Annotated in this window: 16 protein-coding genes; 11 read left to right on the top strand and 5 right to left on the bottom strand. The window is 62.3% G+C overall.

Features of this window, described 5'->3' with window-relative positions; genetic code table 11:
• The first annotated feature begins 115 nt into the window (after positions 1-115).
• Positions 116-2,440, top strand: coding sequence for an FdhF/YdeP family oxidoreductase (locus tag ACWHRL_RS17015; protein ID WP_447894593.1), 2,325 nt, complete (start codon positions 116-118; stop codon positions 2,438-2,440).
• Positions 2,433-2,711: a MarR family transcriptional regulator gene (locus tag ACWHRL_RS17010; protein ID WP_447530243.1), complete on the top strand. Its 279-nt coding sequence runs from the start codon at positions 2,433-2,435 to the stop codon at positions 2,709-2,711. The genes ACWHRL_RS17015 and ACWHRL_RS17010 overlap by 8 nt, the downstream gene beginning before the upstream one ends.
• 28 nt (positions 2,712-2,739) lie before the next feature.
• Here ACWHRL_RS17010 and dxs read toward each other — a convergent pair whose 3' ends face one another.
• From dxs to ACWHRL_RS16995, 3 genes are read right to left on the bottom strand one after another with little or no spacing between them, the layout of a single operon-like run.
• Positions 2,740-4,671: a 1-deoxy-D-xylulose-5-phosphate synthase gene (dxs, locus tag ACWHRL_RS17005; RefSeq protein WP_447894592.1), complete on the bottom strand. Its 1,932-nt coding sequence runs from the start codon at positions 4,669-4,671 to the stop codon at positions 2,740-2,742.
• 31 nt (positions 4,672-4,702) lie between these two features.
• Positions 4,703-5,596 carry a farnesyl diphosphate synthase gene (locus tag ACWHRL_RS17000; RefSeq protein ID WP_447530241.1) on the bottom strand — a complete coding sequence of 298 codons (894 nt, stop codon included), beginning with the start codon at positions 5,594-5,596 and terminating at the stop codon, positions 4,703-4,705.
• Complete coding sequence (locus tag ACWHRL_RS16995; RefSeq protein ID WP_447894591.1) at positions 5,590-5,886, bottom strand: exodeoxyribonuclease VII small subunit; 297 nt, start codon at positions 5,884-5,886, stop codon at positions 5,590-5,592. Before ACWHRL_RS16995 ends, ACWHRL_RS17000 begins: the two co-directional genes overlap by 7 nt.
• Positions 5,887-6,141: 255 nt before the next feature.
• Here ACWHRL_RS16995 and serA point away from each other — a divergent pair, with 255 nt between their 5' ends.
• Positions 6,142-7,386 carry a phosphoglycerate dehydrogenase gene (gene serA / locus ACWHRL_RS16990; RefSeq protein ID WP_447530239.1) on the top strand — a complete coding sequence of 415 codons (1,245 nt, stop codon included), beginning with the start codon at positions 6,142-6,144 and terminating at the stop codon, positions 7,384-7,386.
• 161 nt (positions 7,387-7,547) lie between these two features.
• On the opposite strand, the gene ACWHRL_RS16985 is transcribed toward serA, so the two are convergent.
• Positions 7,548-8,234 (bottom strand): pirin family protein, encoded by a 687-nt coding sequence (locus ACWHRL_RS16985; protein WP_447894590.1) that lies wholly within the window; start codon positions 8,232-8,234, stop codon positions 7,548-7,550.
• Between the two features lie 226 nt (positions 8,235-8,460).
• Between ACWHRL_RS16985 and trhO the strand changes: the two genes are divergently transcribed.
• The 5 genes from trhO to hglS all read left to right on the top strand — a co-directional run bounded on the left by trhO (position 8,461) and on the right by hglS (position 15,429).
• Positions 8,461-9,408 (top strand): oxygen-dependent tRNA uridine(34) hydroxylase TrhO, encoded by a 948-nt coding sequence (gene trhO, locus ACWHRL_RS16980; RefSeq protein WP_447530237.1) that lies wholly within the window; start codon positions 8,461-8,463, stop codon positions 9,406-9,408.
• Positions 9,409-9,557: 149 nt separating this feature from the next.
• Entirely contained in the window at positions 9,558-10,382 is an 825-nt protein-coding gene (locus tag ACWHRL_RS16975) for an IclR family transcriptional regulator (RefSeq protein WP_447530236.1), read from the top strand.
• A gap of 201 nt (positions 10,383-10,583) precedes the next feature.
• Entirely contained in the window at positions 10,584-12,962 is a 2,379-nt protein-coding gene (gene ybiO / locus ACWHRL_RS16970) for a mechanosensitive channel protein (RefSeq protein WP_447894589.1), read from the top strand.
• A 129-nt stretch (positions 12,963-13,091) separates the two neighbouring features.
• Entirely contained in the window at positions 13,092-13,910 is an 819-nt protein-coding gene (locus ACWHRL_RS16965; RefSeq protein ID WP_447894588.1) for a flagellin N-terminal helical domain-containing protein, read from the top strand.
• Between the two features lie 157 nt (positions 13,911-14,067).
• A complete protein-coding gene (gene hglS / locus ACWHRL_RS16960) occupies positions 14,068-15,429 on the top strand; it encodes a 2-oxoadipate dioxygenase/decarboxylase HglS (RefSeq protein WP_447894587.1) in 1,362 nt (453 codons plus the stop codon).
• 13 nt (positions 15,430-15,442) lie between these two features.
• On the opposite strand, the gene ACWHRL_RS16955 is transcribed toward hglS, so the two are convergent.
• The gene (locus ACWHRL_RS16955; protein WP_447894586.1) at positions 15,443-16,996 is read right to left on the bottom strand and encodes a BCCT family transporter; all 1,554 of its coding nucleotides are present in this window, start codon (positions 16,994-16,996) and stop codon (positions 15,443-15,445) included.
• Between the two features lie 321 nt (positions 16,997-17,317).
• Here ACWHRL_RS16955 and ACWHRL_RS16950 point away from each other — a divergent pair, with 321 nt between their 5' ends.
• The 3 genes from ACWHRL_RS16950 to ACWHRL_RS16940 are packed head-to-tail and all read left to right on the top strand — an operon-like array spanning position 17,318 to position 19,932.
• A complete protein-coding gene (locus ACWHRL_RS16950) occupies positions 17,318-18,376 on the top strand; it encodes an ABC transporter substrate-binding protein (RefSeq protein ID WP_447894585.1) in 1,059 nt (352 codons plus the stop codon).
• Positions 18,376-19,158: an ABC transporter ATP-binding protein gene (locus ACWHRL_RS16945; RefSeq protein ID WP_447894584.1), complete on the top strand. Its 783-nt coding sequence runs from the start codon at positions 18,376-18,378 to the stop codon at positions 19,156-19,158. The genes ACWHRL_RS16950 and ACWHRL_RS16945 overlap by 1 nt, the downstream gene beginning before the upstream one ends.
• A gap of 9 nt (positions 19,159-19,167) precedes the next feature.
• Positions 19,168-19,932, top strand: coding sequence for an ABC transporter permease (locus ACWHRL_RS16940; protein ID WP_447894583.1), 765 nt, complete (start codon positions 19,168-19,170; stop codon positions 19,930-19,932).
• Positions 19,933-19,958: the final 26 nt, after the last annotated feature.

Below are 19,958 nucleotides of genomic sequence, written 5' to 3'. Positions count from 1 at the left end.
AGACCCGGCCTGGGCGCTTGACCCCGCCCGGATTTTACTCGAACGTTACGCCTATAAAGGCGCCCGCCGCTCTTGGGGGCGTGGCGTCTGCAAAGACGACATTTGGAGATACATGATGGCCTCGCCCACTTTTTATACCGCGGACACGAAAAAAGCGGCCAAACACGACCCTGACGTGGGCGAGTACCATAGCCCGGCCGGCGGGTGGGGGGCGCTCAAGGCGGTGGGCAAGCACTTGCTGCACAGCCGTTCACCGGCGACCAACGCCCGCTCGCTTTTCAAAATCAACCAGCCCGATGGCTTCGATTGCCCCGGCTGCGCCTGGGGCGACCCGGAACACGGCTCCTCCTTCGAGTTTTGCGAAAACGGCGTGAAAGCGGTGACCTGGGAGGCGACCGCCAAGAAGGTCAAGCGCGATTTTTTTGCCAAACACAGCGTCACCGAGCTCAAGACCTGGGATGACTACCGCCTGGAGGATCAGGGCCGGCTGGTCGAGCCCATGGCGTATAATGCCGAGACCGACCACTATGAGCCCATCGAGTGGGACGCCGCCCTCGAGCTGATCGCCGCCGAGCTCAAGGCGCTGCCCACGCCGGACGACGCCATCTTCTATACCTCGGGTAAGGCCTGTAACGAGTCGGCCTACGTGTTCCAACTGCTGGCCCGGCTTTACGGGACCAACAACCTGCCGGACTGCTCCAACATGTGCCACGAAGCCAGCGGTGTGGCGCTGGGGGAGGCGCTGGGCACCGGCAAGGGCAGCGTGCGCTTGGAAGACTTCGAGCACGCCGAGGCGATTTTTGTGTTTGGCCAAAACCCGGGCACCAACCACCCGCGTATGCTCGGTACTCTGCGCGAGGCCGCCGAGCGCGGCGCGACTATCGCAAGCTTCAACCCGCTGCGCGAACGGGGTCTCGAGAAATTCGCCGACCCGCAAAAGCCGCTGGAGATGCTGCGGGGCGGCAGCCACCGGATCAGCTCGCACTACTTCTGCCCGAAGCTTGGCGGCGATATGGCCACGCTGCGGGGTATTGCCAAGGCGCTGTTCGAGCGCGAGGCCAGCGGCGAATCGGTGCTGGATGAGGCCTTTATCGACCAGCACACCGAGGCGTTCGAGGCCTACAAGGCGCAAGTGGATGCGACCGACTGGGCGGCGCTGGAGGCGCAGTCCGGTTTGAGCCGCGACGAAATGGGCCAGGCCGCCGAGCTTTACGCCCGCTCTAACGCGACCATTATCTGTTGGGCGATGGGCATTACCCAGCACGTGCACTCGGTGCCCACCGTGCGCGAAATCGTCAATGTATTGATGCTGCGCGGCAATATGGGCCGGCCCGGCACCGGCACCTCGCCGGTGCGCGGCCACTCCAACGTGCAGGGCGACCGCACCATGGGCATTTTCGAAAAGCCCACTGACGAGCTGCTGGACGCCCTGGAGGCGCGCTACAAAACGCCGATGCCCCGGGAGCACGGCGTGGACTCCGTCGCCGCCGTGGAGGCGATGCGCGACGCGCCCGGCAAGATATTCCTCGGCCTGGCGGGTAACTTCACCCGGGCGATTTCGGACAGTGGGGTGGCCGAGGCGGCGATGGGCCAGTGCCGGCTGACCGCCTTCATCAGCACCAAGCTCAACCGCAGCCACCTGATTACCGGCGAGAAAGCGCTGATTCTGCCGTGCCTGGGGCGCAGCGAAATCGACAAGACCGGCGGCAAGACCCAACTGATCACCGTCGAAGACTCGATGAGCATGGTGCACGGCTCCGCCGGCATCAACCGCCCGGCACGCGATGATCTGCCTTCCGAGATCGCGCTTTTGACAAAGCTTGGCGAGCACCTGCTGGGCAGCGAGAAGGTGGACTGGGCGGCGATGCGCGAGGATTACGACGTGATTCGCGATCACGTGGAAGCGGTGATTCACGGTTTCGATAACTTCAACGAGCGGGTGCGCGTGCCGCGCGGTTTTTGGCTAGGCAACCCCACCGCCGAGCTCACCTTTCCCACCGAAAGCGGCAAGGCCGTGTTCTCGAGCGAAGCGCTCCCGGAGCGCGTCATCCATCAGCAAATGGCTGAGCGCGACGGCTGGCTAACGCTGCAAACCATGCGCTCTCATGATCAGTACAACACCACGGTGTACGGCTACAACGACCGCTACCGCGGCATCGAGAACGGCCGCCAGGTGGTGTTTTTGAACGCATCCGATATTGCGCGTCTGGGCGTTGAAGCGGGGCAGTGGGTCGACCTGGTGGGCGAGTCCGGCGATGGCGTAACCCGCCGCGTCGAGGGCTTCAAGGTCGTGGCGTATGATACGCCCAAAGGGTGTGCGGCGGCGTACTACCCGGAGACCAACCCGCTGGTGCCGCTCTCCCACAAGGGCGACGGCAGTCACACCCCGGCGTATAAATCCATCGCCATCCGCCTGGAACCCAGCGCCCGCATTGCCTGATGACCAGGATCTAAACAGCGCGCTAAAAGCGCTCCAGCGCGCCCATCCCAAGCTCGACACGCTCAGCGCGCTGGTGCTGGTGGCGCTGGATCGGGTGGCCGGGGAGGCCGCGCTTTCCACCGCCCAACTGGCGCGGCGCCTCGAGATCGAGCACGCCCTGATTCGCCGCGCCTGCGCCGAGCTCGAAACCGAGGGCTGGGTGGTGATTGATCCCGCCGCCGGGCCGGGGCCCGCGCTACGAGTACGCCTGAACGCCTCGCTTTGGCTTTAACGCCGGCTCTTTAGCGTGGGTGGGGCGTTTATTTTGCCAGCAAAGCCAGGCGTTTTTCGATCGCCGCCTGAATACCCGGTGCATCCAGCCCGCAGTCGCGCAAGAGCTCGTCCGGGGTGCCGTGCTCGACGAAGCTGTCCGGTAGGCCCAGCGTCAGCACGTTCGCCTGGATATTTTCGGCGTGCAGCAGCTCCAGCACGGCGCTCCCCGCGCCGCCGGCCACCACGTTTTCTTCAAGCGTCACCAGCAGGTCGTGCTCGGCGGCGGCCTCCAGCACCATTTGATGATCCAGCGGTTTGATCGAGCGCATGTTGATATGCGTGGCGCCCAGGGTCTCGGCAACTTCCTGTGCCGGGCCGTTCATGCTGCCAAAGGCGAGCAGCGCGATGCGGGGGCCTTCGCCCTCGTCGGCGCGGCGGCGGTGCTCGGCGCGGCCGATGGTCATGGGCTCCAGATGCTCGGGAGTCGCCACCCCGGGGCCGGTGCCGCGGGGGTAGCGCACCGCGGCGGGGCCTTCGTGATAGTAGGCGGCGCTCAGCATGGCGCGGCACTCCGCTTCGTCCGCCGGAGCCAGCAGCACCATGTTGGGCACGCAGCGCAAAAACGAAATATCCATGCTGCCGTGGTGGGTCGGGCCGTCTTCGCCCACCAGCCCGGCGCGGTCGATGGCGAAGGTGACATCGAGCCCCTGTACCGCCACATCGTGAATCAACTGGTCGTAACCGCGCTGCAAAAAGGTCGAGTAGATCGCCACCACCGGCTTCATTGACTCACAGGCCATGCCGGCGGCCAGGGTCACCGCGTGCTGCTCGGCGATCGCCACGTCGAAGTAGCGCGCCGGGTACTCTTTCGAAAAGCGGATCAGATCCGAGCCTTCGCGCATGGCCGGGGTAATCCCCATCAGGCGTTGGTCGGCGGCCGCCATATCGCAAAGCCAGTTGCCGAATACATTGCAGTACTTCTGCTTCGGCGCGGCGGGGGCGGCGCTCTTTTGGGCCTGCGCTGCCGCCTTGTTGGGCTTTTCAAGCTTGGTGATCGCGTGATAGCCGATCTGGTCCGCTTCGGCGGGCAGAAAGCCCTTGCCCTTGACGGTTTTGATATGCAGAAACTGGGGGCCGGGTTGGTCGCGAAGCGCGCTCAGGGTGTCGGTCAGCGCTTCCAGGTCGTGGCCGTCGATCGGGCCCACGTAGTTGAAGCCGAGCTCCTCGAACAGCGTAGCGGAGCTTACGAAGCCCTTCATGTGCTCTTCGGTGCGCTTGGCAAGCTTGAGCGCTCCCGGCAGGTGGGAGAGCACTTTTTTGCCCTCTTCGCGCATCTTAAGATACGGCTTGCTTGCCAGCATGCGCGCCAGATAGGTGGCCAGGCCCCCGACGTTTTCCGAAATCGACATTTCGTTGTCGTTGAGCACCACGAGCATATTGGCGTTGACGTGGCCGGCGTGGATCAGCGCTTCGAACGCCATACCGGCGGTCAAGGCACCGTCGCCGATGATCGCGCAGACCTGGCGCTCATCGTTTTGGGCGCGGGCGGCCAGTGCCATGCCGAGCGCGGCGGAAATCGAGGTGCTGGAGTGGCCCACGCCGAAGGTATCGAATTCGGACTCCGCGCGGCGGGGGAAAGCGGCCAGGCCGCCGTGCTGGCGAATGCCGGTCATGGCCTCGCGCCGCCCGGTCAGAATCTTGTGCGGGTAGGCCTGGTGGCCGACATCCCACACCAGCCGGTCGCTGGGGGTGTTGTAAACGTGGTGCAACGCCACGCTTAGCTCGACCACGCCAAGCCCTGCGCCGAAGTGCCCGCCGGAGACCCCCACGCTATATAAAAGGTACGCGCGCAGCTCGTCGGCCAGTTCGGCCAGCTGACGGTCGTTCATGGCCCGCAGGGCCGCGGGATGGTCAAAAGAGTCGAGCAGCGGCGTGGCCGGGCGCTCGCGGGAAATCTCGTCGAACAGCTTCATGGGCATGGTGTCACGGTCGTTTTTTGTACAGGCATCGTTAATGGTCGCGCTCGATCATGTAGTCGGCAAGCTCGGCCAAGGGGGCGCCTCTTTCACCTAGCGGCGCAAGGGCGGCGGTGGCCTCGGTGATGAGCTCGCGGGACTTGCGCTTGGCGCCTTCAAGGCCCAAAAGGCTCGAGTAGGTAGGCTTGGCCCGCAAGGCGTCGGCGCCGGATATCTTGCCAAGGGTCGCCGTATCGCCGGTCACGTCCAGGACGTCGTCGTGGATTTGAAAAGCGAGCCCGATGGCGCGGGCGTAGTGAGCCAGTGCTGCAAGCCGTGGGTCGGTTTCCTCGACGGCGACAAGCCCGCCCAGGCGTACGGCGGCTTCGATCAGCGCACCGGTCTTATGGGCGTGCATGTGGGCAAGCGAGGCGACATCGGGCAGCCCGCCCACGGCGGCCAAATCCAGCGCCTGGCCGGCGACCATGCCCTGGCGCCCGGAGGCCGTGGCCAGGGTCGTCACCATGGACCCCAGACGCGGGTGATGAGTTCGCGCCAGCACTTCAAAGGCCAGCGCCTGCAGGGCGTCGCCGGCCAAAATGGCGGTGGCTTCGTCGAACGCCTTGTGTACCGTGGGTTGGCCACGGCGCAGGTCGTCATCGTCCATGGCAGGCAGGTCGTCGTGGATCAGCGAGTAGGCGTGAATCAACTCGATGGCCGCCGCCGGGGCGTCCAGCGGCTGCTCTTCGGCACCCAGTGCCCGACCCGCCAGATACACCAGCAGTGGGCGCAGGCGCTTGCCGCCCACCAGCAGGCCGTGGCGCATCGCCGCCTCCAGACGGGCATCAACGGCAGTGCTCTGGTCGAACAGCGCGTTTAGCGTGGCATCGACCCGGGCGCTGCTGGTTTCGCGGTGCGCGCTTAGGCGCATGGGGCTTTCGCTTACCATGGGGGCGTGTCCTCGGCGTCGTCCTCAGTGGGGGCATCACTTGGCGCGCTGGCCGGGCCATCGAAGGGCGTCATGCTCAACTTGCCATCACCGTCTTCGCTTAACGCGCGTACTTTGAGCTCCGCGCTGTCGAGGCGCTTTTGGGCATCGCGAGTCAGCGTTACGCCCTCTTCAAAGGCGGTCAGCGCCTCCTCCAGGGAGAGCTCGCCTGATTCAAGCCGCTCCACCAGGGTTTCCAGTTGGGAAACCGTGGCGGCGAAATCCTGTGAGGGGGGAGTGCTATCGCTCATTGACCCATGCCTACCTATTGACGCCCTTTGCCTGGGCTTCGAGTGTGCCTACTGTTAAGGGCACAGTATACACCCAGGCCAGGGGGTGGCGCCTGCCCAGGGCTACGCCGAGCTTTCAACGTGCGTCTCGTTCATTTTGAAAACGCACACTTTTCATCCACTCGGGCCGCCGGGAAGGGGCCTTGTCATGCTACCATGATGGCCTTTCATGAACCGATAAACGGCGCTTCGCCGAGCATAGGGGTTGATTCAGCCATGGCCAAAACGTCCCTGGACAAGAGCAAGATAAAAATCCTGCTACTCGAGGGCGTCCACCAGAGCGCGGTGGACAATTTTCGCAACGCCGGATATGAAAATATCGAGCATCTGCCCACGTCCCTGGACGAAGAGGCGCTGATCGAGAAAATCCGCGATGTCCACTTCATCGGTATTCGCTCGCGTACGCAGCTCAACGAGCGCGTGTTCGCCGCCGCCGAGAAGCTCGTCGCCGTTGGCTGTTTCTGTATCGGTACCAACCAGGTGGATCTTAACGCTGCGCTCAAGCGCGGTGTGGCGGTCTTCAACGCGCCGTACTCCAACACGCGCTCGGTGGCCGAGCTGGTGCTGGCGGAAGCCATCATGCTGCTGCGCGGTATCCCGGAGAAAAACGCCCGAGCCCACCAGGGCGGCTGGCTGAAGTCGGCGAAGAACTCCCACGAAGCCCGCGGCAAGACCCTCGGGATCGTCGGCTATGGCAGCATCGGCGCACAGCTCTCGGTGCTGGCTGAGTCGTTGGGCTTCAACGTCATCTATTACGACGTGATCACCAAGCTTGGCATGGGCAACGCAAGCCAGGTCGGTAGCTTTGAAGAGCTTCTGGGCCGGGCGGACGTGATCAGCCTGCACGTGCCGGATCTACCCTCCACCCGCTGGTTGGTAGGGAAAAAAGAGATCGCGACCATGAAACCGGGGGCGATCTTGATCAACGCCTCCCGCGGAAGCGTCGTGGAGATCGAGCCGCTGGCCGAGGCGATCAAATCGGGTCATCTCAACGGCGCGGCGGTGGATGTCTTTCCGGTAGAGCCCAAGGGCAATAGCGAGGAGTTCGAAAGTCCGCTGCGCGGGCTGGAGAATGTGATCCTGACACCCCACATCGGCGGCTCGACCCTGGAAGCCCAGGAGAATATCGGCGTCGAAGTAGCGGAAAAGCTCACCACCTACTCCGACAACGGCACCACCATCACCTCGGTCAACTTTCCCGAAGTGGCGTTGCCCGCGCACCCGGACAAGCACCGCCTGCTGCACATTCATAATAACGTGCCCGGTGTGCTCTCCGAGATCAACCGCGTGCTCTCGGAAAACGGCATCAACATCTCGGGCCAGTACCTGCAGACCAACGAAAAGGTCGGCTACGTGGTGATCGACGTGGACAAGGCCTACGGCCCGCAGGCGCTCGAGGCGCTCAAGCAGGTCGAGCATACGCTGAAAATCCGCGTGCTCTACTCATCGCAAAATAGCTAAACGGCCTTGTCCCGAGGGCCGTGCCGACCCGCCCTATGCGAGGGCGCTGTGAACCCTTCCCTGGGCGCTACTTTCGCCCTCCCTGGCGAAAGACGCTCGCTACGGGCGGCTCGGCACGGCAGATATAACGGCCTCCTTCGGGAGGCCGTTTGGCGTTGGGCTTAGGCCAAATCGAACAGCAGTACCTCGGCATTGACGGCGTCACCCAGTTCAAGCGGCTCGTCCGGGGTGAGGGCAGCGGCGTCCCCGGCTTCAAGGCGGGTGTCGTTGACCGTCAGCTCGCCTTTCACCACATGAAGCCAAACGTGGCGCCGGGGCGGCACTGCGCCGACGTCGCCATCGAACAGGCCGCCGTAGAGGTTGACGCTCTGGTGGATACTCACCGAGTCATCGTCCCCGTTTTGAGAGACGAGCAGGCGCCACTGCCCCTGGCGAGACGCCGTGGAAAACGCTTTTTGCTCGTAACTCGGCGCGATGGCGCGGCTTAGCGGCTCGATCCAGATCTGGAGAAAGTGCAGCCCTTGGGTTTTGGAATGGTTGTACTCGCTGTGGCGCACGCCGGTGCCGGCGGACATGCGCTGCACATCGCCCGGGCGCATGATTTCCCCGTTGCCCATGCTGTCCTCGTGGGCCATTTCGCCTTCGAGCACGTAGGAGATGATCTCCATGTCCCGGTGGGGATGGGTGCCAAAACCGTAGCCCGGTTTGACCCGGTCTTCATTGATGACCCGCAGGGCGCGAAAGCCCATATGCGCCGGGTCCATGTAGTTGGCAAAAGAGAAGGTGTGGTACGAGCGCAGCCAGTCGTGGTCGGCGTAGCCGCGCTCCAGGGAGCGGCGAATCTTCATGAGAATTCCTGGGTGAACGGGCAAACGCTCACTATACGCCGGGAGAATGCCCCCGGTGGTGAAGCTTTTGAGCCTTTAACGTCGATAAAATCGACGAATGACGCTTTTTGGGGCGCGATTGACCTGCGTCAACGTGTCGGCGTTCAAGCGCCCGGCGGTTTGCGCTAGAATGGGCGCGTTTTTAACCCGGTCCGCCCTTTACGAGGGCGACTACCTGGAGAGTTCGATGACCCAATCTGCCTCGGCGGCGCCCATCGTGGTGGCCGCGCTGTATAAATTCGTCACCCTGAACGATTTCGAAGCCCTGCGCGAGCCGCTCAGAAAGGCCATGGCCGATAACGGCGTAAAAGGCACGCTGCTGATCGCCAAAGAGGGCATCAATGGCACCGTGGCAGGCCCGCGGGAAGGGATCGACGCGCTGCTTGTCTGGCTCACCGCCGACCCACGTTTGGCCGATATCGACCATAAAGAGTCCTTCTGTGACGAGATGCCGTTCTACCGCACCAAGGTAAAACTTAAAAAAGAGATCGTCACTTTGGGCGTCGACGGTATCGACCCCAACGACACCGTGGGCACCTACGTCGAGCCCGAAGAGTGGAACGACGTGATTTCTGACCCGGAAGTACTGGTCATCGATACGCGCAACGACTACGAAGTGGAGATCGGCAGTTTCGACGGCGCCATCGATCCGAAAACCACTTCCTTCCGGGAGTTTCCCGACTACGTGCGCGAGCACTATGACCCGGCCAAGCACAAGAAAGTCGCCATGTTTTGCACCGGTGGTATCCGCTGCGAAAAGGCCTCGAGCTTCATGCTCAAGGAAGGCTTCGAGGAGGTGTATCACCTCAAGGGCGGCGTGCTGAACTATCTGGAAAAGGTGCCCGAAGAGAAGTCGCTGTGGCACGGCGAGTGCTTCGTGTTCGATAACCGGGTCACCGTGCGTCATGATCTTAGCGAAGGCGCTTTCGAGCAGTGCCACGCCTGCCGCCGGCCGATTTCCGAAGAAGACATGCAAAGCTCGGCCTATGAGCCGGGTATTAGCTGCCCGCACTGCATCGACTCGCTGCCCGAGAAGACCCGCGCCGCCGCCCGGGAGCGCCAGCGCCAGATCGAGCTGGCCAAGGCCCGCGGCGAACCCCATCCGCTGGGCCATGACCAGCGTAAAAGGGCCTAAGCGCTAGCGCTGCCCTCATCGACAGCGCCGCCCGGCGCTGTTGTACCCCTGCCCGCCAGAATGGGATTTATTTCCGTAAACGCGACACCGGCCCACGGCTCGCGTTATCCTGCTCGCTTTGCGCCGCAAGTGAGTAAGGAGAGAGCACGGTGAGTGACGCCAAGCGCAGGTCAGTGGGACGCCCGGCAGGCACCGCAAAAGCAAGCGGCGGGCACAGTCAGTCGCTGGTACGTGGCCTAACGCTGCTCGAACATCTGGCGGCAAGCCCGTTGGGGCTGGCCCTTTCAGAGCTTGCCGAACAGGCCGAGCTCGCCCCCTCGACCGCCCATCGGCTCCTTCAAGCGCTGCAAAGCCAGGGGTTCGTGACCCAGGAGAGCGAACAGGGGCTTTGGCGCATCGATGTCAAAACCTTTCGCATCGGTAACAGCTTTTTGGAGGCCCGCGACGTGGTCGCCACCAGCCGCCCGTTTCTAAGAAGGCTCACCTTCGAAACCGGCGAAACCGCCAACCTGGGTATTCGCGATGGCGCCACGGCCGTGTTTCTCGCCCAGCATGAATCCCCTCAGATGATGCGCATGATCACCCGTCTTGGCTCCCGCGCGCCGCTTCACGCCTCCGGTGTGGGCAAGGCGCTGTTGGCCGGCATGAGCGATGACGAGCGCAGCGAGCTTTTAAAAGGCGAGGCGCTCGCACGGGTGACCCCCAATACCTTTTTTGACTCCGACGCACTGGAGACAGAGGTGCGCACCATTCGCGCTCAGGGCTTTGCCTGCGACCGTCAGGAGCACGCCGTTGGCCTTCACTGCGTGGCGGCGTGCATTTTCGACGAGCGGCGCATGCCGGTCGCGGCGATTTCGGTGTCCGGGCCCATGACGCGTATCCCCGAAGAGCGCCTTTTGACGCTTGGGGCGCTGGTGCGCGAGGCGGCCAACAACATCACCGCCAAGCTCGGCGGGCGGCTGCCGGATGCGTGACAGCGCTTTGTCAGCCGCGCGTTGGCAAGTGTCGGGCGACCTTGAAAATGATGAATTTTGTGTAACGAGCGTTTTTTAACTCATGCTACGCTGCGGCCTGAAAAATCAGCCGCTTTAAACGCCCCATGCACGCTATGCTGTGCGTAAGGCGATTTAGCCGTTGGATTGCAATTACTACACCACCTAAAGGGAGACTCCGGTGTGAGGCCACTACGTTCATTATTCGGGCTAAGCGTTTGGTTGCTTGCGCTCTTCGTCATGATAAGCCCGGCGCTGGCGCAAACCACGCTCGGTGCCGATGAAGAAACAGCAAGCGCCGATACCCAAGCGCCACCCTCCTACGAGGCGCTAGCCAACCTTCTTGAAAACGACCAGTCCCGCCAGCAGCTCATCGAGCGTTTGCGAAGCGAAGCCTCTACGCTTCCCGGCGAGCTCAACGAGGAGCTCTCCCCGGAGGCCGCCGCCGCCGGTGGCAACGTCGCGCCCGAGGACGTTTCCTTGCCCCGCCAGCTCGCCGAGCTGACCAGCCGGGTAGTGGGGGATGTCGGCACGCAGCTCGAGCAGGCGGTCGGCATCGTCGGTGGCCTGTTTAGTGGCCAGGGCGGCGGCGGTAGTTTCGATACCGCCGCTTTCATCAGCGCGGCGATCAACCTGGGGATAGTGATTGCGGCCACCTTCGTCGTCTTCATGGTGTTTCGACGGCTGGCGAAATCGATATTCACACGGCTTAGCGGCTGGTCGCAAACCGGTGAAGGGGCCTCCTCGATACTGCGCCTGGTGGCCTGTGTGGCGATTGCCGCCGTGGTCGATGCGCTGCTGATTGGCGCCTCCTACGTCGTGGGTAATTTGGTCGCGACGTTTGCAGTCGGTGAAACCGGCGAGCTTTCCACGCGCGCGTCGCTCTTCCTCAACGCCTTTTTGATCATCGAGCTAATCAAGGCGGCGTTTCGTATGCTCTTCTCGTCGCGCTACGAGGGCCTGCGCCTGCTACCTATTTCCGCGCCGGAAGCGTCCTACTGGAACAGCTGGATCGCCCGGCTGGTGGGTATGGTCGGCTACGGCCTGATGGTCGTGGTGCCGCTGATCAACTTCTATATCACGCCCACGCTTGGCCAAGCGGTCGGCACGCTGATCATGGTGCTGACGTTTATCTACGCCGTGACCGTGGTGCTTAAAAACCGCGTGCGCCTGCGGGATAACCTGCACGGCATGGGCAGCCGCACCACGATGACGGCCAGCCGTATTTCGCTGAACCTGTTCGCCCGGACCTGGCACCTGTTCGCGCTGCTCTATTTCCTCATCGTATTCGTGCTGACCCTGGTGCGCCCGGGCGACGCGCTGCCCTTCGTGCTGTTCGCCACGCTCAAAACCCTGGTCGCAGTCGTGGTGGGGATTCTGCTCTCGAGCTTTTTGACCCAGTCCATCGGCCGGCGTATCCAGCTTTCCGAGGATCTGCGCCGCAAGCTTCCGATGCTGGAGCATCGCCTCAATAGCTACGTGCCCAATGCGCTTCGCGTGCTACGCACGATCATCCTGGTGGCCGTGGTCATGGTGGTGCTGGATGCCTGGGGCGCCTTCAACCTGGCCGGCTGGTACGCCTCCGAGCGCGGCGCGCTGATCGTGGGCCGTTTGATCAGCATCGCGGTGATTTTGATCGTGGCGCTAGGGGTTTGGCTCGGCCTTGCCAGCCTGATCGAGCACAAGCTCAACCCGGAAACCGGCGGCGGCGAACCCTCGCCCCGGGCCAGAACGCTACTCAGCCTTTTCCGTAACGCCCTGGCGGTGGCCATGGTGACGATTACCGGCATGATCGTGCTGTCTGAAATCGGCATCAATATCGGCCCGCTGATTGCCGGTGCCGGTGTGCTGGGTCTGGCCATTGGTTTTGGCGCCCAGAAGCTCGTGCAGGATGTGATCACCGGCGTATTCATTCAGATCGAAAACGCTATGAACACCGGCGATGTGGTCACCGTGGGCGGCGTCACCGGCACCGCCGAGCGTCTGAGCATTCGCTCGGTGGCAATTCGCGATCTCTCCGGCACCTACCACGTCGTACCGTTCTCGAGCGTGGATACCGTCTCCAACTATATGCGCGAGTACGGTAACCACGTGGGTGAGTACGGTATTGCCTACCGTGAAAACATCGATTACGCCATCGAACAGCTGCAGCTCGCGTTTGAAGATCTTAAAGCGAGTGAAGAGCATGGCTTCAAGCTGCTGGCGGATATGACCGTGGCCGGCGTGACGGCGCTCGCTGATAGCTCGGTGAACATTCGCGTGGTGATCAAGACCACGCCGGGCGATCAGTGGGGCATAGGCCGTGCCTACAACCGCCTGGTCAAGATGCGCTTCGACGAAGCTGGTATCGAGATCCCGTTCCCGCATACCACGCTCTACTTCGGCGAGGACCGCGACGGCAAAGCGCCGCCCGCGAACCTGCGCATTCTGGATTCGACCGCCAAAGAGAAGAGCGCGGTGCAAACGCCGGTCTCCGAATCCGCGGCGCCCAGCCAGTACACAAGCGAAGCGGACCACAAGACGCCGCACCACGACGACGTCGAGGACACCGACGATACGTAAACGTATCTAAAGTGAAAGACCAGCAGGGCCGCCTTCGGGCGGCCCTGCTGCGTTTGCGGTGCCTGCTCATGTTTTCCAGGCGAAGGCCGATACATTCATCAGGCGTTCATCCAGGGATACACCGCAACCATGTTCAGCCTCAAGACCAATATGTCGTCGCTGCTGGTGCAGAATAATCTACGCACCAGCCAGCAGATGATGCAGACCTCCATGCAGCGGCTCTCTTCAGGGCTGCGGATCAATAGCGCCAAGGATGACCCGGCCGGGCAGGCGATTGCCAACCGTATGGGGGCGCAAATGCGCGGCATGGGCCAGGCCATTCGCAATACCAATGACGGTATCTCCCTGGTGCAAACCGCCGAAGGCGGGCTGAATCAAATCAACGATAACCTGCAGCGTATCCGCGAACTCAGCGTTCAGGCCGCAAGCGACACCTACAGTGCCAAGGACAAACGCTCGATTCAGGACGAGATCGACCAGCGCCTGGACGAGATCGACCGCATCGCGGGCCAAACTAACTTCAACGGCAACAACCTGCTTGGCGGCACCCGGGAATTTTCCATCCAGACCGGCGCCAACTCAGGCGACAGCATCAGCGTGCGCATGGTGTCGATGGACCGTCAGGCGCTGGGCCTCGAGGGTTTCAGCGTGCTTCAAGGGGAGGCCACGGACAAGCCCATGGCGCTTTTGGATGAAGCGATTGGCAAGCTCGACCTCCAGCGAAGCTACTTCGGCGCTACGCAAAACCGCTTCGAGAGTGTGATCGAGGGCCTCGACAACAGTATCGTCAATCTTTCCGCTGCCCAGTCACGCATTCAGGACGCCGACTACGCCCGGGAAGCTTCCAATATGGTGCGTGCGCAGATTCTCCAGCAGGCCGGCATCGCTATACTGGCCCAGGCCAACCAGCAGCCGCAAATGATCTTGCGATTGTTGGAAGGGTTGTAACCTCCAACGTCCCACGCCTTCCTTTCGAACCTGACTTCTAAAAGATCACTCGACGCCACTGACGAAAGCAGGGCGCCGCGTGTTATTTCGTTTGTGGTGCGCCACACTTGTTTGCTTTGATAAGGGGAATCTCCCTACAACAAAGTGAGGCAGCGCCATGGCTCAAAGCTCGTTTCTATCCACCGATGAGGTTCGCGACCGTTTCTCCAGGGCGATGTCGGCCATGTACCAAGCGGAGGTGCCACAGTACGGCACGCTCCTGAGGCTGGTCGATCAGGTCAACAAGGAGACGCTCGAGTGCCAGCCGAGACTTCGCCGGCGTTTACAAGCCCAGGACGAGCTGACCCGGCTAAGCGTCGAGCGCCATGGCGCCATTCGCGTAGGCACCGCCGACGAGTTGGCCATGCTCGGCCGCTTGTTTGCCGTGATGGGTATGCACCCGGTGGGCTACTACGATCTCTCTGAAGCGGGGGTGCCGGTGCACTCCACCGCCTTTCGCCCCGTCGACGATGCTGCCCTGGCCCGTAACCCCTTTCGCGTCTTTACCTCGCTTTTGCGCATGGAACTGATCGAAAGCGATACGCTCAGAGCCCGCGCCGAGGCGATTCTGGCCGAGCGGGATATCTTTACCCCCAAAGCGCGGGCGTTGATCGAGCGTTTCGAAACCCAGGGCGGTTTGAGCGAGGAAGAGGCTGAGGCCTTCGTGACCGAGGCACTGGATACTTTCCGTTGGCATCAGGAAAGCACGGTCGATTTGGACACCTACCAGGCCCTTCACGATGAGCACCGCTTGATTGCCGATGTCGTCTGCTTTCACGGCCCGCACATCAACCACCTGACGCCGCGCACGCTGGATATCGACGAGGTGCAGCGGCGCATGCCCCATGAAGGCATGAATCCAAAGGCAGTGATCGAAGGGCCGCCGCCGCGGGCGTGCCCCGTCTTGCTGCGGCAAACCAGTTTTAAAGCGCTGGAAGAGTCGATCCGCTTTAGCGGTGCTACCGAGGGCAAACACACCGCCCGCTTTGGTGAAATCGAACAGCGCGGCATGGCCCTGACGCCCAAGGGTCGGGCGCTGTACGACCAGCTTTTGAGCGAAGGCCGCACGCGGGCTCAGGGGTTGGACAATAACGCCTACCAGGCAGTGATGAGCCAAGCGTTTGAAACGATGCCCGATAGCTTCGAGGAAATGCGCCGTGAAGGGTTGGGTTACTTCCACTACCGCCTGACCGACGCAGGCCGGGCGGCCAGCGGCCAGCACAGTGGCGATATCGAAACGCTGATTCATCAGGGGCTGGTCGAGGCCCAACCGATCACCTACGAGGACTTTCTACCGGTGAGTGCGGCGGGCATCTTTCAATCCAACCTGGGCGGTGGCGAAAACGCGGCCTATGCCGGTAACGCCAACCGCCAGGCGTTCGAAGAGGCGCTCGGGGCGCCGGTCATCGACGAACTGGCGCTTTACGCCGAGCGTGAACGGGCCTCCATGCAGGCGGTAGTGCGCGCGCTAAAGTCCTGATTGGGCGGGGTGGCTAGTCGATGATGCCCTGCTCGCGCGCCATGGCGTAGGCCGCCTGGGGGCCGTTCCAGAGCGAGGGAAGCAAAATCAGCGATACCGGCACCGCGGTGATCACGATGAACTGCTGGAGCGCGGCGATCTGGCCTTCACGCATCGCCAGTAGCACCGCTGCCATGACCGCCATGATGACGCCCCAGAACGCCCGCAGAAAGCGGCTGGGTTCGTCGTGGCCCGCGCCGACCATGGCGATGGCGTAACTCATGGAGTCGCCGGTGGTGGCCACGAAGATGGTGGTCAGCAGCAGGATCGCCAGGGCCATCCAGGTGCCGCCGGGTAGCGCCTGGGCCACCGTGAGCGTGGCAATGTCGAACTGGAAGCCTTGTAGGGCTTCGGTCAGGTCGATCGCGCCGGTTAGCTGGTAATAAATGCCCGAGCCGCCCAGTAGTGTGAACCAGACCGTGGTGGCGATGGGCGCGATGACCGCGACGGCCAGAATCATCTCGCGGATGGTGCGTCCACGCGAGATCCGCGCCACGAAAATCGCCATCAAGGGCGCAAAGGCGATGAACCAGGCATAGAAGAAAACGATCCACCACTGCATCCAATCCGCCGGGGCGGTTTCCGCGGTCGTGGTGACCATCTTGAAGAAGTCGCCCAGGTACGTGCCCATACCGGCAAAGTAGCTGTTGAACAGAAAAAGCGTCGGACCGAACAAAAAGATGACCCCACCGATGGCCAGCGCCAGCATGACGTTGAAGCGGCTCAGGAACTGCATGCCCTTGTGCACCCCGCTCACCGAGGAGAGCACGTACACCACCGCGAGCGTACCGAGTATGATAAGCCGCGTGACGAAGTTATTGGGCAGCCCGAACAGATCCTGCAGCCCATAGCTGAACTGGGTCGCCAGAAAGCCGACCGGCCCCACGGTACCCGCCACCACGGCCAGCACGCAGCAGGTATCCACGACTCCGCCCAGCGGGCCGCGCATCAGGCGCTCACCAAAAACCGGGTAGAGCAGGGTGCGCGGCTGAAGCGGCTGGCCTTTGACGTAGTGGGCGTGGGCCAACACGATCGCGGTGAGCGAGCCCAAAATCGCCCAGCCGACGAACCCCCAGTGGGTAAACGACTGGGCCAGCGCCCCGGGCACCGCCGCGGCAACGCCGGGCTCGGTATCGAAGGCGGGCGGCACGACCACGAAGTGGTAGATCGGCTCGCCAGCGGCAAAAAAGACGCCTCCGCCGGCCAACAGCGTGCAGAGGATGATCGAAAGCCACTTGAACGTGCTCAACTCTGGTGCATCCAGATTGCCGATCTTGGCTTTACCCGCCGGGGTCAGCGCAAGGCCGATGGCAATGAAGAACGTCACCAGCATCAAAAACTGGAAGTAGGTGCCGAAGGTCAGCGCGCTCCAGGCAAAGCCCAGGCTGATCGAATCGGCGACCAGGTCCAGGTCGTAAAAGGAGAGCGCTAGAAAAAGTACGATAAATCCGATACTTAGGATTAATACGATGGGATCGCCTAGCGTAGAACGCTTGCGGCTTTCACCGTCGTGAGCCGGTTTATTCATCAAGAAGAACACCTTTGGTGGGACGAGAGAAAGCCGTTTGTTTTGCGTAGAACGTTGGCAAAATCTGGATAAAAAAAAGCGCCATTGGGGAAATGGCGCGAGGACAGGAAACAGCGCTTAGTATACAAGCGGTGTAGACCAAAGTCTAACGTGTTTTGCATTGGTGCGATAAATAATTTCATCAGCACCTTTTTGGTGCAATAAGGATGAGCGACTTTTTGAAAGGCCTCGTTTAACTGCCTGATTTTAATGAGCAAGCCAAATAATGGCAGCGTTGCTGCAGAGCTCAGGACTCGTTTGATTGTATACAAGGTGCTCACCATGGCTTGCTGTTTCTTCCCCCTTCAGACACACAAAGATGCTTTTTCGCCGCGTTGGGCGGGCGTTGCCGCGCTTTTGCTGCTGCCCGCCTCGGCCATGGCCGACACGCCCATTCGCTTTCAACTGGATTGGCGCTTCGAGGGCCCGGCGGCGCCTTTTTTGATGGCCGAGGAGAAGGGCTATTTCACCGATGAAGGCCTGGACGTTCAGATCGACTCGGGCAGCGGTTCCGCCGGGGCGATCAACCGGGTCGCCTCCGGGGCCTACGAAATGGGCTTTGGCGATCTCAACGCGCTGATCGAATTTCTCGCCGAGAATCCGGAGGGCCCGGGCATTCAGGGCGTCTATATCGTCTACGACGGCACGCCGGCGGCGGTCTTCGCGCGCAAGGACAGCGGCATCGAAACACCAAAGGATTTGGACGGTAAAACCATCGCCGCCCCCGCCTTCGATACCGGCTACCGCGCCTGGCCGATCTTTGCCAGCGCCAACGACCTCGAGTCTGACGCGGTCGAGTGGCAAAACGTCGACCCGACCCTACGGGAAACGCTGCTCACCCGGGGCGATGTCGATGCGATCACCGGCTTTTACTTTACCAGCCTCTTGAACCTGGAGGAGCGCGGCCTGGCTGAGGAGGAGCTGACCATCATGCCCTTCCCGGAGTACGGGGTGCCGCTTTACGGCAACGCCATCATCGCAAGCCAGGAGTTCGCCGAGGAGCACCCGGAGGCGGTCGAGGGCTTTCTGCGCGCTTTCAACCGCGCCCTGCAAGAAACCATGGACGACCCGAAAGCGGCCATCCAATACGTGCAAAACCGCGACGGCTTGATCGACGTCAAGATGGAAACGCGTCGGCTCAAATTGGCGCTCGATAGCGTAGTCGATACGGCGGATGCCCGCGAAAACGGCGTCGGCGATGTGGACGGCGAGCGTCTGGAGCAGGCCATTGCGCTGGTCGCCGAGGCGTTCGAGCTGCCCTCGACGCCGACCAATGAGCAGGTCTTTACCTCGCGTTACCTGCCGCCGGTCGATGAGCGGATGTGGCTGGAGGCCGAGTAATGTCGGAAGCGTTCGTCCGTTTCGATGACGTCAGCCTCTCTTATGACGGGGTGGATAACGCCATCGAAGCCATCGATCTGGATATCTCTGAGGGCGAGTTCGTCGCCTTCGTGGGGCCATCGGGGTGCGGTAAATCGACCTTCATGAAGCTCTGTACCGGGCTTCACGCGCCCACCAGCGGCGCGATAAGCGTGGATGGCAGCGCCGTGACCGGGCCGCTCAAGATATCGGGCATGGCGTTTCAAAACGCCAACCTGCTGCCCTGGCGCACCACGCTCGATAACGTGCTTCTGCCGCTGGAGATCGTCAAACCCTACCGCCACCAGTTTCGCAAACGCCGCGAGGAGTTCGTCGGCTGGGCGCGCAAGCTTCTCGAGACCGTGGGCCTGGCCGATTTTGAGGACCAATATCCCTGGCAGCTCTCCGGCGGTATGCAGCAACGCGCCTCGATTTGCCGGGCGCTGATTCACCAGCCGCGTCTTTTGATGCTCGATGAGCCCTTCGGGGCGCTGGACGCCTTCACCCGGGAGGAGCTCTGGTGCGTACTGCGCGATTTATGGGAGGCGCAGCGCTTCACCGTGGTGCTGGTCACCCATGATCTGCGTGAGGCGGCGTTTCTGGCGGATACGGTGTACGTGATGAGCCCGCGCCCGGGCCGGGTGATCGAAAAACGCGCGATCGATCTGCCTCGCCCGCGCTCGATCGAATCCACTTACGAGAAGCCCTTTATCGATCTGGTGCACGAACTGCGCGGCCGGATCGGCGATGTGCGCGCAACTTAAGGCTCTTCTATGAAACGACCGAGTAAAACCGCCGAACGCCTGGCGCCCTGGATCGCTGTACTGGTACTGATTGTGGTGTGGGAAGTCACCGTACGGCTTTTCGATGTGCCCAGCTTCATCTTCCCCAGCGCCCTGGACACCGGCCAAGCGCTCATCGACTACGCCGGGCCCATCGGCGTCCACTCTTGGCAAACCTTCTGGACCACCCTGATCGGTTTTGGCCTGGGCGTGGCTGTGGGGCTCACGCTTGGCTTCATCATTGGCTCGTCGCGCTTTTTGTATAATGCCTGCTACCCGCTGCTGGTCGGCTTCAACGCCATTCCCAAGGTGGCCTTCGTGCCCATTCTGGTGGTGTGGTTCGGCATCGGCTCCGTGCCGGCGATTCTGACCGCATTCTTGATCTGCTTTTTCCCCATCGTGGTCAACGTGGCCACCGGTCTTGCGACCCTGGAGCCGGAAATGGAGGACGTGCTGCGGGTGCTGGGCGCCCGGCGCATGGATGTGCTCTTGAAAGTCGGCCTGCCGCGCTCGCTGCCCTATTTTTTCGCTTCGCTGAAAGTGGCGATCACCCTGGCCTTCGTGGGCACGGTGGTCTCGGAGACCGTGGCCTCGAACCAGGGCATCGGCTACCTGATGATGAGCGCGGGCTCGCAGATGCGCATGGGGCTGGTGTTTGCCGGGTTGATCGTGATCAGCGCCATGGCCATGGTGATGTACGAGCTCTTCGCGGTGCTTGAAAAGCGCATGACCGGCTGGGCGCACCGCGGTCAATAAGGCCGTCGTGGCCCGTAGAAGCGGCT

The sequence above is a fragment of the Vreelandella sp. GE22 genome (assembly GCF_968212445.1).
Note: the sequence above shows the minus strand (reverse complement) of the source record. Positions and strands in the feature narration are given on the sequence as shown.

Coding starts and splice junctions, on each gene's coding strand:
- ACWHRL_RS17015 (WP_447894593.1), top strand. CDS start 116: ATGGCCTCGCCCACTTTTTATACCGCGGACACGAAAAAAGCGGCCAAA.
- dxs (WP_447894592.1), bottom strand. CDS start 4,671: ATGCCCATGAAGCTGTTCGACGAGATTTCCCGCGAGCGCCCGGCCACG.
- ACWHRL_RS17000 (WP_447530241.1), bottom strand. CDS start 5,596: ATGGTAAGCGAAAGCCCCATGCGCCTAAGCGCGCACCGCGAAACCAGC.
- ACWHRL_RS16995 (WP_447894591.1), bottom strand. CDS start 5,886: ATGAGCGATAGCACTCCCCCCTCACAGGATTTCGCCGCCACGGTTTCC.
- serA (WP_447530239.1), top strand. CDS start 6,142: ATGGCCAAAACGTCCCTGGACAAGAGCAAGATAAAAATCCTGCTACTC.
- ACWHRL_RS16985 (WP_447894590.1), bottom strand. CDS start 8,234: ATGAAGATTCGCCGCTCCCTGGAGCGCGGCTACGCCGACCACGACTGG.
- trhO (WP_447530237.1), top strand. CDS start 8,461: ATGACCCAATCTGCCTCGGCGGCGCCCATCGTGGTGGCCGCGCTGTAT.
- ACWHRL_RS16965 (WP_447894588.1), top strand. CDS start 13,092: ATGTTCAGCCTCAAGACCAATATGTCGTCGCTGCTGGTGCAGAATAAT.
- hglS (WP_447894587.1), top strand. CDS start 14,068: ATGGCTCAAAGCTCGTTTCTATCCACCGATGAGGTTCGCGACCGTTTC.
- ACWHRL_RS16955 (WP_447894586.1), bottom strand. CDS start 16,996: ATGAATAAACCGGCTCACGACGGTGAAAGCCGCAAGCGTTCTACGCTA.
- ACWHRL_RS16950 (WP_447894585.1), top strand. CDS start 17,318: ATGGCTTGCTGTTTCTTCCCCCTTCAGACACACAAAGATGCTTTTTCG.
- ACWHRL_RS16945 (WP_447894584.1), top strand. CDS start 18,376: ATGTCGGAAGCGTTCGTCCGTTTCGATGACGTCAGCCTCTCTTATGAC.
- ACWHRL_RS16940 (WP_447894583.1), top strand. CDS start 19,168: ATGAAACGACCGAGTAAAACCGCCGAACGCCTGGCGCCCTGGATCGCT.